The 15,259-nt window shown below is 34.2% G+C and carries 12 protein-coding genes, 1 other RNA gene and 1 pseudogene; 8 read left to right on the top strand and 6 right to left on the bottom strand.

Translation table 11 applies throughout. The features are described from left to right. Positions 1-43 precede the first annotated feature (43 nt). The 3 genes from rpsU to BM238_RS07160 form a co-directional block, all read right to left on the bottom strand. Positions 44-241 (bottom strand): 30S ribosomal protein S21, encoded by a 198-nt coding sequence (gene rpsU, locus BM238_RS07150; RefSeq protein WP_090079510.1) that lies wholly within the window; start codon positions 239-241, stop codon positions 44-46. A gap of 59 nt (positions 242-300) precedes the next feature. Further along, positions 301-1,653: a DNA repair protein RadA gene (radA, locus tag BM238_RS07155; protein WP_090079511.1), complete on the bottom strand. Its 1,353-nt coding sequence runs from the start codon at positions 1,651-1,653 to the stop codon at positions 301-303. Between the two features lie 203 nt (positions 1,654-1,856). Then, positions 1,857-2,294: a DUF6759 domain-containing protein gene (locus BM238_RS07160; protein WP_090079512.1), complete on the bottom strand. Its 438-nt coding sequence runs from the start codon at positions 2,292-2,294 to the stop codon at positions 1,857-1,859. Between the two features lie 129 nt (positions 2,295-2,423). On the opposite strand from BM238_RS07160, the gene BM238_RS07165 reads away from it, so the two are divergent. The 4 genes from BM238_RS07165 to rnpB all read left to right on the top strand — a co-directional run bounded on the left by BM238_RS07165 (position 2,424) and on the right by rnpB (position 7,655). Beyond that, positions 2,424-3,167, top strand: coding sequence for a dienelactone hydrolase family protein (locus BM238_RS07165; protein WP_090079513.1), 744 nt, complete (start codon positions 2,424-2,426; stop codon positions 3,165-3,167). Between the two features lie 461 nt (positions 3,168-3,628). Further along, positions 3,629-5,236 (top strand): CTP synthase, encoded by a 1,608-nt coding sequence (locus BM238_RS07170; protein WP_090079514.1) that lies wholly within the window; start codon positions 3,629-3,631, stop codon positions 5,234-5,236. A 146-nt stretch (positions 5,237-5,382) separates the two neighbouring features. Further along, positions 5,383-7,170, top strand: a complete 1,788-nt coding sequence (gene yidC, locus BM238_RS07175) for a membrane protein insertase YidC (RefSeq protein WP_090079515.1) — start codon at positions 5,383-5,385, stop codon at positions 7,168-7,170. Between the two features lie 158 nt (positions 7,171-7,328). Further along, positions 7,329-7,655: RNase P RNA component class A (rnpB, locus tag BM238_RS07180), an RNA gene on the top strand. Between the two features lie 160 nt (positions 7,656-7,815). Here rnpB and BM238_RS14685 read toward each other — a convergent pair. The 3 genes and pseudogenes from BM238_RS14685 to BM238_RS07195 all read right to left on the bottom strand — a co-directional run. Beyond that, positions 7,816-8,280 (bottom strand): annotated as a pseudogene (locus BM238_RS14685) (CPBP family intramembrane glutamic endopeptidase); the annotation flags it as partial. 111 nt (positions 8,281-8,391) lie between these two features. Beyond that, entirely contained in the window at positions 8,392-9,261 is an 870-nt protein-coding gene (locus tag BM238_RS07190; RefSeq protein ID WP_090079777.1) for a PPK2 family polyphosphate kinase, read from the bottom strand. A gap of 79 nt (positions 9,262-9,340) precedes the next feature. Beyond that, the gene (locus BM238_RS07195; protein WP_090079516.1) at positions 9,341-9,802 is read right to left on the bottom strand and encodes a DUF1573 domain-containing protein; all 462 of its coding nucleotides are present in this window, start codon (positions 9,800-9,802) and stop codon (positions 9,341-9,343) included. Positions 9,803-9,919: 117 nt separating this feature from the next. Between BM238_RS07195 and BM238_RS07200 the strand changes: the two genes are divergently transcribed. The 4 genes from BM238_RS07200 (at position 9,920) to BM238_RS07215 (ending at position 15,258) form a co-directional block, all read left to right on the top strand. Then, the gene (locus BM238_RS07200) at positions 9,920-12,541 is read left to right on the top strand and encodes a valine--tRNA ligase (RefSeq protein ID WP_090079517.1); all 2,622 of its coding nucleotides are present in this window, start codon (positions 9,920-9,922) and stop codon (positions 12,539-12,541) included. Beyond that, positions 12,538-13,173 carry a DUF4241 domain-containing protein gene (locus BM238_RS07205; RefSeq protein WP_090079518.1) on the top strand — a complete coding sequence of 212 codons (636 nt, stop codon included), beginning with the start codon at positions 12,538-12,540 and terminating at the stop codon, positions 13,171-13,173. Before BM238_RS07200 ends, BM238_RS07205 begins: the two co-directional genes overlap by 4 nt. Positions 13,174-13,208: 35 nt before the next feature. Next, positions 13,209-14,117: a ribokinase gene (locus BM238_RS07210; RefSeq protein WP_090079519.1), complete on the top strand. Its 909-nt coding sequence runs from the start codon at positions 13,209-13,211 to the stop codon at positions 14,115-14,117. Between the two features lie 295 nt (positions 14,118-14,412). After that, positions 14,413-15,258 (top strand): alpha/beta hydrolase family protein, encoded by an 846-nt coding sequence (locus BM238_RS07215; RefSeq protein ID WP_090079520.1) that lies wholly within the window; start codon positions 14,413-14,415, stop codon positions 15,256-15,258. The last annotated feature ends 1 nt before the right edge of the window (position 15,259 follow it).

Raw genomic sequence — 15,259 nt, forward strand, 5'->3', positions numbered from 1 at the left:
ATTTAAGAAGTGATTTATAATGAAAAGGTAAAAACCTCGGATCTTATCCTTGTTCTTCCTTACTGATTAATCTTTGTTTGTATGACGCTTTTAAGTTCGCTTGTCTTTTAACAACACTAGGTTTATTAAATTGTTGACGACCTCTTAAGGCTCTTACAGTTCCCGTTTTATCAAATTTACGTTTGTATTTTTTAAGGGCTCTGTCGATAGCTTCGCCATCTTTTACTGGAATTATTAACATAGTTTACATCTCATTTTGGATTGCAAAAATACACATATTTTTTAATTCTGCAATTAATTTTAAAACAATCTTTCATGAAAATCTTCTATTTTATTCACCACTTCCACTACGATTCCCAATTTTTTCTTGGCAATTTTATTTAAACCCGAAACAAAAATTTTATCATAACCCAATTTTTCCGCTTCAGAAATCCGTTGTTCGATCTGTGGAACCGGCCGGATTTCACCACTCAAACCAATTTCACCCGCAAAACAAAACTTTTCAGAGATCGCGACATCTTCCGTGCTTGATAAAATTGCCGCAATAACTGCCAAATCTAAAGCCGGATCATCTGTTTTTATTCCGCCCGTAATATTTAAAAAAACATCTTTTGCACCGAGCATAAAACCTGCTCTTTTCTCTAAAACAGCCAAAAGCATATTCAATCTTTTACCATCAAAACCCGTCGAACTTCTCTGCGGCGTACCATAAACAGCCGAACTTACCAAAGCCTGAATTTCCAGCAACATTGGGCGATTTCCTTCCAAAGTTACTGCGACTGCGTTCCCGGAAAGTTCCTCAAATTTCTTCGTAATCAAAAGTTCTGACGGATTTTTCACTTCCCGTAAACCCTGCGCCACCATTTCATAAATCCCAATTTCAGCCGTAGATCCAAACCTATTTTTATTTGCGCGAAGCAATCTGAACATGTGGTTTCTGTCGCCATCAAAATTTAAAACGACATCTACCATATGTTCCAAAACTTTCGGTCCGGCAATTTGTCCATCTTTTGTAATATGTCCAACTAAAAAAACCGGCGTTCCCGTGTCTTTTGCGAATTTTATGATTTCCGAAGAGCATTCTCGGATTTGTGAAACTGTTCCAGGCGAACTTTCGATCACTTGACTTTGCAAAGTTTGGATAGAATCAATGATCACAAAATCTGGCTTCAGTTTTTTCGCTTCCGTCAAAATCTTTTCAACCGAAGTTTCTGTATAAAGATAACAGTGTTCCTGATGAATTTCGGTCAAACGATCCGCACGCAATTTTATCTGCGACGCACTTTCTTCACCGGAAACATAAAGGACTTTTTTTCGCATTTTTAAAGCAATTTGCAATAAAAGCGTCGACTTCCCAATTCCCGGTTCACCACCAATTAATGTGACAGAACCCAAAACAATTCCGCCGCCTAAAACGCGGTTCAGTTCTTCCGAAGGTGTAGAAATCCGTTGTTCATTTCCGGTTTCAACATCGATTATATTGACGATTTTCTGCTTTCCGGAACCTAAAATATCATAAGTAGAGCGCGGCGATTTCTCTACGATTTCTTCTACCAGAGTGTTCCATTCGCCACAGGCTTTGCATTGTCCGAGCCATTGCGAGTAATTTGTACCGCAATTTTGACAGATGAAAGCCGTTTTTATTTTTGCCATAGTTTACAAATTTCCTGATTTTTTTTTAAAGAAAATAATTAATTTTTAGAAGCAACAAGATTTTGCCATTTCCGAAGATGGTTCCGGCTATCCATTACAATCTTTTTTGCAAGAACGCGCCAAAAGGCAAGCTCTTACAAAAAGGATTTCCATTTCTATCCGGGCTATAAAGACGGGCTTTTTATATTTCCAATTGATGAAATTTACTTTAAATACTCAGACAAAGTAATCACGACGCTTTCAGTAATACTTTTCTGTTTGTAATATTTTGCCCGGCAAAAATCAGAACTGAAGGTATAATTTCCTTTATCGATCAAAATAAAATTTTTATCATTCTTATAAATAGGAAGCAGATAATTTTTAGCACCTAAAATTCTCACAACAATATTACAATTTGTCGTATTTTCTATCGTAATTGCCGCAGATTTATCGCTGGGTTTTTCATTGATCAACTGACTTACAACTTCCCCATTTCGCTGGGTTTTTCCGATCTTATCCTTTTCCATTAATCTTTCAAACTCGTTTGTAGAAGTCGGAATTGTTTTAGAAACACGAACACCATTTCTGATAACGCGATAATTGGTAGATTCGCAACCAACAAAAGTAATAAGCATTAAATAAAACAGAGCAAAATTTTTCATTCAATAAATTTTACATAAATCTAAAAAAAATTTCAACAACACAATTATAGTAAGATTCGATTATAAATTATAACATTTAGTAAACTTTTAAAGAATATCTTTACACTACTAATTTTAAAAATACTTTTTATGAAACTTTCATTATCACTAATAACAATGCTAATGGCAATTCAATTCACAGTTGCACAGACCTTAAAGCCAGTTCAATATAAAGATGGCGAGCAAAAACTCAACGGATTTGTGACTTCAAATACAGGTAAAAAATTACCAGGCGTTTTAGTACTTCCAGCATGGCAGGGAATTGATAAAGAAGCAAAAAATGCCGCTCTAGAATTACAAAAAGCAGGTTATATTGCTTTTGTTGCAGATATTTATGGTGAAGGAAATGTTCCAACTGACAACGCTTCAGCAGGAAAAATTGCCGGAAAATATAAAGAGGACTATAAAGCCTACCAAAAAAGAATTTCTTTGGCTTTAGATCAATTAAAAAAAGCAGGTGCGAATGTTGATAAAATCGCGGTAATTGGATACTGTTTCGGTGGAACAGGCGTTTTAGAAGTGGCAAGAGCGAATTTTCCAGTTGTTGGTGTAGTTTCAATTCATGGCGGATTGGCTAAAGATCCGGCGAGAGAAAACATGCCAATCAAAACCAAAGTTTTGGTGGAAAATGGTGCAGATGACGGCGGCGTTACTCCCGAAGTTGTTGCGGCTTTAACCAAAGAATTAAATGTTGGGAAAACGGACTGGCAAATGATCACTTATTCTAATTCAAAACACACTTTCACAAATCCAGAAAGTCCGGATTATAATGATGTAATGTCAAAAAGAGCGTGGGATCACACGATGATGTTTTTAGCGGAAATTTTGAAATAAGATTTTGAAAATATTCAACAGAATTTTTTTGAAACTCTCGCAGATTTTGCGGAATTAGCAGATTTTTTAAAACCATTTTTTCCAATCTGCGTCATCTGAAAAATCTGCGAGAAATAAATTGAAAGATTTACATCTCTCAATTTCAAAAATTATTAAAGGAAATATTAAACTTCTATAATCGAAATATTATAGAAGTTTTTTTATGATTAAATTTTATTTTACGCAAACTTTGCAAAAGGGATGGAAGCGTCATCCTTTTTTTTGTTGACAAATTTTCAATCTTTAAAATAAACTTCGGCAAAAAAAAGATATAGCGGACAGCCCGACCCGAGAAAGGGGAAATGCCGCTGCGAGGGATTTGCCAAAAACATTTATTCGAATCTTTGTAATAACTTTAAATTAAATCCGGTTGAGATTTGCCAGTCAAACGAGATAGTTTAACTTTGCGCAAACCTAAACTAATGAGCAAAAAACAAACGAAATACATCTTCGTAACCGGCGGTGTAACTTCTTCTTTAGGAAAAGGAATCGTTTCCGCTTCTCTCGGACTTCTATTAAAACAACGCGGTTTTAATGTCACAATTCAAAAACTTGACCCGTATATCAACATCGATCCAGGCACGCTAAATCCCTATGAACACGGCGAATGCTACGTGACGGAAGATGGCGCGGAAACCGATCTGGATCTTGGACATTACGAAAGATTTTTAAATTCCCCGACTTCACAAAATAATAATGTAACAACCGGAAAAATCTACCAAACCGTGATTGAAAAAGAACGAAAAGGTGATTTTTTAGGAAAAACTGTGCAGGTTATTCCGCATATTACAAATGAAATTAAGCGGCGGATTAAGATTTTAGGAAATAAAAATTACGATATTATCATTACTGAAATTGGCGGAACTGTGGGCGATATTGAATCGCTTCCTTATATAGAATCTGTGCGCCAGTTGAAATGGGAATTGGGCGAGCATAATTCTATGGTAATCCATTTAACTTTGTTACCTTTTTTGGCTGCAAGCGGTGAATTAAAGACAAAACCTTCGCAACATTCTGTGCGTCAATTAATGGAAAGTGGGATTCAAGCTGATGTTTTGGTTTGCAGAACTGAACACAAAATTCCAAAGGAACAGCGCGCAAAATTGGCTCAGTTTTGTAATGTGTCGCTGGATAATGTGATCGAATGTATGGATCTGGACACGATCTACGAAGTGCCAATCTATCTTCAAAAACAAAATTTTGATGATGTTGTTTTAAAGGTTTTAGATCTGAAAAATGAAAAAGAAGCCGATCTTAAAAACTGGAAAGAATTTTTAAAAAAATACCGCCATCCGAAAAAAAGTGTAGAAATCGCTTTAATTGGAAAATATGTGAGTCTTCAGGATTCTTATAAATCTATTTCTGAATCTTTTATTCACGCAGGTGCAGCGCAGGAAATTGAAGTGAAGGTTCGCTGGGTTTATTCCGGTGAACTAACTTCTGAAAATGTGGAAGAGCAATTGAAAGGCGTCGATGGAATGTTGATCGCGCCGGGTTTTGGTGACAGAGGAATTGAAGGTAAAATTTTGGCTGCAAAGTATGCACGTGAAAATAAAATTCCGATGCTTGGAATTTGTCTGGGAATGCAGATTATGACCATAGAATTTGCCAGAAACGTTTTAAATTTAACTAAAGCGAATAGCGTAGAATTTGACACGGGAACTGAAGAACCCGTAATTGCTTTGATGGAGGAACAGAAAAATGTAGTAGAGAAAGGCGGCACAATGCGTCTTGGCGCCTGGAAATGTACTTTAAAAAGTGGTTCAAAATTGCAGGAAATTTATGGGACAAGAAATATTTCCGAGCGTCACCGGCACCGTTATGAATTTAATGGTGATTACAAAACTGAATTTGAAAAAAACGGTTTTATCGCTTCCGGAATAAATCCGGATACAGAATTAGTAGAAACTCTGGAATTAAAAGACCATCCATTTTACGTCGGCGTACAATATCATCCTGAATATAAAAGTACGGTTGCCAATCCGCATCCTTTATTTTTGGCTTTTATAAAGGCGGTGAGCGGAAAGTAATTTTTAAATTTATCAAAGATTTAAACTTAAAAAAGTTCAGAATTTCAGCTGCAAAATATTAAAATAAAAATAGTAATTTTGCAGCCAAATTTTAAGGGAAAAACCTTGCTTTAAACTGCATAAACTTCCTGATTTAAACAAACAAAATGCAACAAAATAACGGCTTAGACAAAAATCAAATTATCAGTTTTGTCTTATTTTCTCTGATATTATTTGGTTTTATGTTTTACTTTCAAGGTAAACAGGCGAAAAAAGAAGCTACAAATCCCCAACAGAAAGCACAAACGGAACTGGTTACGGCAAAACCAGTTGCGGAAGTACAGAATTTAAATCCTGCAATTACTCAAAATTCCATTAAAACTGTTAGTTTAAAAAATGACCTTTTGGATGTGCAGTTTTCAAGTTTGGGTGGACAAATTTCATCAGTGGAATTAGTAAAATTTAAAGCCTACAACCAAAAAGCCGATAAAGATACCGATCCACTTTATTTATTTAATAAAAATAATGCGTCTTACGGTTTTCAGTTTAAAGACAAAACCGGAAAAGTTTTTAACACAAAAGATTTGGTTTTTAGTCCGACTGTAAATGGAAATACAGTAACGATGCAATCCAATGTAAATGGTGCTATTATTCAGTTTCTTTATACTTTAAACGAAAAATATGAGGTTGGTTTTAAAGTAAAAACACAAGGTTTAGCGCAGATCGTAAATGATGGAAAAGCAAACTTTTTGTGGAATTACGATATTCGTGGGAAAGAAAAAGGACGCGCGCAGGAAGCGACACACACTGAATTTTCTTACGGATTTAATGATTATAAATCTTTCGATTACGATGGAAGAACTACGATGGATGAGCCGGAGGAAACCCTAAACTGGATTGGCGTTAAACAGCAATTTTTTGGCGCTGTAATTGAGGCGAACGGTGGTTTTACAAATTCTAAAGGAAATCAGGATCAGCCAAAAGACGGTGAAATTCTAAAGAAATTCACATTTGATGGCGAAGTTAAAATGGCCGGTAACGAATTAAACCAGGATTTCACCTGGTATTTTATGCCTTTAGATCTTAAATTACTAAAATCTTACAATAAAAACTTTGATGAAATTTTACCTTTAGGTTGGTCTTTCATTGGATCTTTAAACAGACATTTTTTTATTCCTATTTATAATTTATTGACTTCATGGGGAATTGCGGCAGGTTGGGTGATTTTCTTAATGACGATCATTACAAAAATTATTTTATCGCCGGTAATGTTTAAACAGCACAAACTAAGTGCAATGATGCGTGTGATTCGTCCGGAAATAGACGAAGTTAATGCGAAATTTAAAGATGCAGATGCGATGAAAAAACAGCAGGCGACAATGGCTGTTTACAAAAAGGCGGGCGTCAATCAGATGGCGGGCTGTCTCCCCGCGGTTCTACAGATCCCCATATTTTATGCGCTGTTTCGATTTTTTCCGAATAACCTAGATCTTCGGGGACAAAGTTTTTGGTTTGCAAAAGATTTAACGGCTTACGATGATGTTATCAAATTGCCGTGGAACATACCATTTTTAGGAGAACATTTAAGTATTTTCGCCATTGCGTGTACTATTGTTATTTTAATTTACACGATCATGACTTCCGGAAATATGCAGCAACCGCAACAACCCGGAATGCCGAATATGAAAGTGTTGATGTACATTTTCCCGGTGACGTTTTTATTCTTTTTAAATACATCTGCATCAGGCCTTTCCTGGTATTATTTTGTATCCAATGCTTTGAATATCGTCATTATTCTGATCATTAAATACTGGATTTTGGATGAGAAAAAAATCCACGCACAAATTCAGGCAAACAAAGAAAAAGAGCCGAAAAAAGAAGGGAAATTTAGTAAGAAAATGCGTGAAATGATGGAAAAAGCGCAAGAACAACAAAAAGTACAAGGCAAGAAATAATTTTAAATTTTGGATTATAAATTTTAAATTCATTTAACTTATATAAAATCAAAACCGTCCTGACATTAATTGTTAGGACGGTTTTTTTCGCTTTATTTTCAATTCTTAATTCAAAATCCAACATCTAAAATTTAAAAATTCTCTATCTTTGCCGTCCACGAGAAAAACAGCCTGTTGTCTTGAATTTATTCAAGGAGGAAAGTCCGGACACCACAGAGCAGCAAAGCGGTTAACAGCCGTCGGTCGCGAGATCAGGACAAGTGCAACAGAAAGTATGTATATTAATTTATAGTGAAACCAGGTAAACTCTTTGCGGTGCAATGTTAAGTACATCGATTCTTTTAGATTTATCTAAAATAGGCGTTGCTGGCGCTGAAAATCGAGGGGTAAACAGCTAAAATCCTGCAGCAATGCAGGATGTAGATAAATAACAGGCGTTCAATTTATTTTGAAAACAGAATCCGGCTTATCGTTTTTCTCGTGGTTTTTTTCTTTTACTTCTCCGTTCAACAAATTAATGCCTATATACATTAATATAATTCCGAATGTATAAAAAAATAAATATTTAATTCCGAATAAATTGTCATTTAAAAATTTTGGCAATATCCATTTTACTTGAAATACTAAGGAAGATAAATTATACAAAAAATGCAATATTATTGGATAAATAATACTTTTAGTTTTATAAAAAATGTAAGCACATAAAATTCCTAAAATTAAAGTTGGTAAAATATTTCCATAATTTGGAAGATGTATTAATGAAAAGCAAATGCTGGAAATGATAATTGATTTAAATAATCTGTTTGATCTTCGAAGATTCTTAAAAATAAATCCCCTAAAAAATAATTCTTCACCAATAGGAGCAACTATCAAAGCTGCTATCCAGTAGCAAATAAAATCAATGTCAAATTTGAATTTATGTACATCTCTATACTTGATCAGGTCATTATAATGGAATAGAAAATTATAAATATTAAAAAATAATAGGTTAAAACATCTAAGTCCAAAAGCAATAATTAATATATAAAAAACAAAATCCCAATTAATGACTTGTGAGTTATTTAGACTGAGAAAACGATTTTCGAAAGCAATTGCAAACCTGAATAGAATTTTAAATCCTCAATCAAATTTAATTCAAAAGGGGAAACAAAAATTAGATAAATTACTGCATCACATGAAATGAAAATAATTGTAAATAAGAGCGCTTTCCATAAATTCATTTTATTCTTTTTCCAAAGTCAATTTTACAGCTTCCAATTCACCAAGATCTTCGTTGGATAAAACAGGAAATTTTAAATCCATTTCTTCTAAATTTTCTATAATGATCTGCAATGCCGCCAATCTTGTGAACCATTTACTATCTGCCGGCAAAATATACCAGGGCGCGTGATCTTTCGATGTTTCATTGATCGCTTCTTCATAAACCTTTTGATAATCGTCCCAAAGCGCACGTTCTTTCATATCACCGAAACCAAATTTCCAGTTTTTATCTTCTTCATTGATACGGTCTAAAAATCTTTGCTTCTGCTCTTCTTTAGACACATTAAGAAATAATTTTATAATTTTTGTTCCATTCTCTACTAAATGCTTTTCAAAATTTCTAATACTTTCATAGCGGTTTTTCCAAAAATCATCATCAAAATCTGAGACATCATCCCAAACTTTTTCACTTAAATTAAATTCAGGATGAACTTTGCAGATCAAAACACTTTCGTAATGCGAACGGTTAAAAATCCCAATTTTCCCTTTTTCCGGTAAGGCCAGATAATGGCGCCAAAGAAAATCGTGACTGTAATCTTTTGAAGAAGGCGTTTTAAATGAAGTCACTGCGCAACCCTGCGGATTAATACCACCAAAAACATGTTCTATCAAAGAATCTTTTCCCGCCGCATCCATAGCCTGGATCACAATTAAAAGCGATTGACTTCCGTCTGCGTAGAGTTTTTCCTGCAAGAGACGAAGCATTTTTTGTTCGTCTTCCAGCATTTTTTTACCGTCTTTCTTTGAAATTGAACCGTTATATTTTGTCTCAGATTTTGATATTTTAAACTTATCCTCTGCACGAAAATCTTTTGAAAAACTGTAACTCATAATTTTAATTTTTAATAAATATACCAAAAAAAACCGTCCCAAATAACTGGAACGGTTTCTATTTTTTAAACTTTTAAGTTTAGTTTTTAACTTTTGTCTGCGCTTTCAAAGCAGTCATTTGTTTTTTTGCAGGCATTAATTCAACTGATGTACTTGCAGTTGCCGACATTGTTGCCTCAGGAGTTACGGTTCCTTTGATATAAAGTACAGATCTACTATTCTTAGGGTCATTGGAATAAACCTCGATCATTTTCTGAAAAGGATTTACCAGTTGCGTATTATAACCTACATCAATTTTTGAAGTTTTTCCCGGCATAATCGGATTAGAATCCCATTTCGGCGTAGTACAACCACAAGAAGGCTGAACTTTGCTAATAATTAAAGGCTTATCACCAGTATTTGTTACCGTGAAAAAAGTTTGACCGTTTGCACCTTTTGCAATCGTTCCGTAATCGTGAGTCGTTTCATTAAAAGAAATAGTTTGAGCTGAAGCAACTGCAAATGATGCAGTTAAGAACAAACCAGCTAAGATATTTTTCATTTTGATTATTTTAATTTGAATTAATATAAAGCAAAGTTAAATATTATTTAATAAATAGAACATATAATTTTTGATTATCTTATTTTTGCAGACATTACGTTTTTAGATATAAATTTTATGCAGATTTCAGAAAAATATAACCCGACCGAAACCGAAAATAAATGGTACAAATACTGGCTTGAAAATAATTATTTTCACTCTGTTCCAGACGAAAGACCGGCTTATACCATTGTCATTCCGCCGCCTAATGTGACGGGAATTCTTCACATGGGACATATGCTAAACAATACTATTCAGGATGTTTTGGTTCGTCGTGCGAGAATGCAGGGTTTTAATGCTTGTTGGGTTCCTGGAACTGATCACGCCTCGATTGCGACAGAAGCAAAAGTGGTTGCCAAATTAGAATCAGAAGGCATAAAAAAAGAAACTTTAACGCGTGAAGAATTTTTAAAACACGCCTGGAAATGGACCGATCAATATGGCGGAACTATTTTAAAGCAATTAAAAAAACTCGGTTGCTCTTGTGATTGGGAACGCACAAAATTTACTTTAGAAGATAATTTGTCTAAACAAGTTATAAAATCTTTTGTTGATTTATTTAATAAAGGTTTAATTTACCGCGGTTTCAGAATGGTAAACTGGGATCCAAAAGCCAAAACCAATATTTCTGATGAAGAAGTCATTCACAAAGAATTAAACGGAAAACTTTATTTTTTAAAATATAAAATAGAAGGTTCGGAAGAATTTATGACCGTTGCTACTACCCGACCTGAAACGATTTTCGGCGATGTAGCGGTTTGTATCAATCCAAATGATGCAAAATATGTTCATTTAAAAGGTAAAAATGTCATTGTTCCAATTGTGAACAGAGTTGTTCCAATTATTGAGGATGAATATGTGGATATTGAATTTGGAACTGGTGCTTTAAAAATTACGCCAGCGCACGATATTAATGATTACGAGATTGGAAAAAAACACAATCTTCAAATTATTGATGCTTTAGATGATGATGGAAATTTAAATGAACACGGACTTCATTATAATGGACAAGATCGATTTGTCGTAAGAAAACAAATCGCCAAAGAACTTGAAGAAAAAGGTTTGCTTTTAAAAGCCGAAGATTACGTCAATAAAGTAGGAACTTCAGAAAGAACAGGTGAAATTATTGAGCCGAAACTTTCTGTTCAATGGTTTTTAAAAATGGAAGATCTTGCAAAACCTGCGCTGGATGTCGTAATGAACGAAGACATCAAATTCTTCCCGGAAAAATTTAAAAACACCTATAAACATTGGATGGAAAACATCCGCGATTGGAATATTTCCCGCCAATTGTGGTGGGGACAAAGAATTCCGGCGTTTTTCTATGGCGATGGTCAGAACGATTTTGTTGTAGCAGAAAATATTGAAGATGCCTTAATTTTAGCAAAAGAAAAGACTGACAACCAACAACTGACGACCGACAACTTGAAGCAAGAAGAAGACGCTCTCGACACATGGTTTTCTTCGTGGTTATGGCCAATGTCCGTTTTTGATGGTATAAACAATCCCGATAATGAGGAAATAAATTATTATTATCCGACTGCAGATTTAGTAACTGGTCCGGATATTATTTTCTTTTGGGTCGCAAGAATGGTAATGGCAGGTTTAGAATTTCGAAATGAAATTCCTTTTAAAAATGTTTATTTCACCGGAATTGTGCGAGATAAACAGCGCAGAAAGATGTCTAAACAACTTGGAAATTCGCCAGACCCTATTGAATTAATTGAAAAATACGGCGCAGATGGCGTTAGAGTTGGGATTTTATTAAGCGCGCCGGCTGGAAATGATTTGCTTTTTGATGAAGAATTAATGCTTCAAGGCAGAAATTTTGCCACAAAAATATGGAACGCTTTCCGTTTGGTTCAAAACTGGGAAAAATCTGGCGATATTGAAGCAAATAATGCTGATCAACAAGCCATTGAATGGTTTGAAAATCAAATTAATAAAACAATTATTGAAGTCGCGGATCAGTTTGAAAAATTCAGGATTTCTGATGCTTTACATTTGATTTATAAATTAATTTGGGACGATTTCTGCTCTTGGTATTTAGAAATTATTAAACCAAATTATGGCGATCCAATTTCAGCGGAAGTTTATACCAAAACCATTTATTTCTTTGAGGAATTAATGAAATTGGTGCATCCTTTTATGCCGTTTTTATCCGAAGAATTGTGGCAACAAATGGGCGAAAGAAACACAAAAGAAGCATTGGTTATTTCTCAGCACCCGAAAGCAGAAAATTTCAATGAAGATTTGGTTAAAAGTTTTGATTTTACAAAGGAAATAATTTCCGGGATTAGAAATTACCGACAATCCAAAGGTATTTCTCCGAGAGAAACTATTGAGATTTTCACAAACTCAGATTCATTTAAAAATGAAGAAATCATCAAGAAATTAGGAAATTTCGAGCAGGTTAATTTTAACCAAAAAACAGAAAAACCTTCGTTCACATTTTTAGTTGGCGGCACAGAAATCTCAATTCCATTAAGTGAAAACTTAGATTTAGCGGAAGAAAAAACAAAAACTGAAGAAGAATTAAAATATTTAAAAGGCTTTTTAATTTCCGTAGAAAAGAAATTATCTAATGAAAAATTTGTTGCCGGCGCGCCAAAACAAGTTTTAGAAAACGAGCAAAACAAGAAGAAAGATGCGGAAGATAAAATCAAATTACTGGAAGAAAAACTGACAAGTTTATCATGAAACACATCGAAAATTTAACCAAATTATTCAGTCAAAATCTAGCAGATAATATCTTAATCGATACTTTTGAAGCTGAAGATTTACACATTTCTTCTGGACAAATAATCGCCTGCGATCCTGTGATCACAAACGATAAAGTGCCTTTTTTAACACAATTTCCAGTTGGTGATTTTCCTGTTTTAATTCACAAAGAAAAAGAAAGCAACTGCATTGCTTACGTAGAAGTGACTTTTTCTAAAAATAGTATTAAAAAATGGGAACTTGCAGTTTGTGAAGATCAAAAAATATCATCGCTTAAAGAAGGTGAAATTTTCGGATATCCTGTAGAAAGTGGAATGGGATGTTTTATGGATTTAGAAACGCAAACTGCTTTAAATCAGCTTGAAGTAAAACTTTACGTAAGAAAAGGTGAAGACTTTATGGGCATCTACGAAGAATTTTTCCATCCTTTTTTTTACGATACTGATGGGTTGGTTAATCAATTTGCAACCTTAAAACCTGATTCAGAAAAAGAAGAAAATTTAATTGCCTTTGAAACTGGTTACGGCGAAGGATTTTATGCCAGTTATATTGCTTTCGATGCAGAAGATAAGCCAGTGAAAATTATCTCGGAATTTATAGAAATGGCGTAATTTTAGATTGCAAATAAAGATTAATTAGTAACAAAATGGATTTTCGCAGCATCAATTTCAATGAAAACTTCTCGCCAAAAATAGTTGTCGTAGGCAGCTGTTCTATTGATTTAGTCTTAAATACTTCAAAAATGCCTCAGGCAAATGAAACTGTTTTGGCAGATCAGTCGCAAAGTTTTTTTGGCGGAAAAGGCGCAAATCAGGCTGTTGCCACGTCAAGATTAGGCGCAAGCGTTTATTTTGTGGGCGCGGTTGGTGCAGATCCGCACGGACAGCAAATTTTAAGAAATCTTCGTGACGAAAATATTAATATTGGCTTTGTAGCAGAAAAATCTCAAAGTTCTACAGGCACTGCTTTTGTAACGGCAGCAGAAGGCAAAAATGCTATTGTCGTTGTTCCTGCGGCTAACAATTTGCTTTCACCAATGGACATTGAGGCAGCTGATAAAGCGATTTCTCAAGCTGACCTTGTTCTTACTCAACTTGAAATTCCTCTGGAAGCTGTAGAATATCTTTACAAAAAATGTGAAAAACACAATGTGAAAATTGCACTTTACGCTTCACCCGCGAAAAAACTTTCACAAAAAATCATTGATCAGTCAGAATTTATACTTGCGAAAACGGCTGATCTTGCTGAAATTTTCGGTCCTGAAAGTCGCGAACAAATCATGAAAAGGCTTCCAAATAAGTTATTTGTTAGAGATGATACTAATTCTACCATCTATTTTAACGGCACAGAAATGAGTTATTATAGAAATGATCCCGCGCAAACTGCCCACAAAATGGGAATGGGTGATGCCTTTACGTCCGGTTTTGCGATCGCTTATTGCCATAAAAATGAAATAAAAAACTGCGTGAAATTTGGTAATGATATATCGTTAAAAGTCGCAGAAAACCGCGGTTCACAAAGCGGTTTGCCTTATTTAAAAAACGAATTGGTTTAAAATTTTAAGCTTATTTTAATCAAAGAGAATTTCAATTTTGAAGTTCTCTTTTTTATTTTGAAGCAAGAAAATCCTGCATTTTCCGAAAATTTGTCCGGCTATCCATTACAATCTGTCATTGCGAGGCACGAAGCAATCCGGTGAGCAGATTGCTTCGTGCCTCGCAATGACAGGATTTCCATTTCTATCCGGGCTAAAAAGACGGGAATTTCTTTTTTTGAAACGATGTATCGAATTGCAAATAATCTGAAAACTATTTATAAAAAGTTTATCTTTAATTTCTTGTAAATATTTAATGAAAGAACTAAAATTAAATAATAATTTAGACCAACCCATTTTCGCGACGCTTTTCGAGCCTGAAAATTCAAATGGGAAACTAACTTTAATTAATTCTGCAACCGGCGTAAAACAGCAGGTTTACTTTAAAATTTCACAATATTTTGCAGAAAATGGTTTCACGGTTTTAAATTACGATTATTCCGGAATTGGACTTTCTAAACCGAAAGATTTAAAAAAATCTGAAAGTAGCATGCGAAGTTGGGGCGTTTCAGATTACAAAACTTTGACCGATTTTATAAAAATTAATTATCCAGATTTTGAAAAATATTTGATCGGACATTCTGTTGGCGCATTAATTTTAGGAATGAATGAAGATTCGAAACTATTCAAAAGTTTTGTTTTTATCAGCACACAAAAAGCATTTGTCGGACATTTAAAATCAAAAATAAAAATTTTAGGCTATTTAGGATTTGGAATTGTTCAACCATTAACAACAAAACTATTCGGTTATTTTCCGGCGCACAGATTTGGTTTGGGCGAAAGTTTACCAAAAAATGTGGCTTTTGACTGGCGAAAATTAATTTTAAATAAAAAATCAACAAACGCTCTTTTAGAAAAAGTTGTGCAAAATTATTCTAAAGATTTAAGCCAGAAAGTATTGGTTTTTCGCGCAGAAGACGATGAATGGCTTACTAAAAAAGGTGTAGAAAATTTATTGGTAGAAACTTTTCCTAATTTAAAACCAACGTATAAAACTTTAAAAATATCAGATTCACCAAAAATGGAAATCGGACATATTAATTTTTTCAGAAGTTACAATAAACCTTTGTGGAACGTGGTTTTGGAGGAATTTGAAAAGTAAA

Origin of the sequence: Halpernia frigidisoli (assembly GCF_900113805.1) — a bacterium.
Classification (GTDB): domain Bacteria; phylum Bacteroidota; class Bacteroidia; order Flavobacteriales; family Weeksellaceae; genus Halpernia; species Halpernia frigidisoli.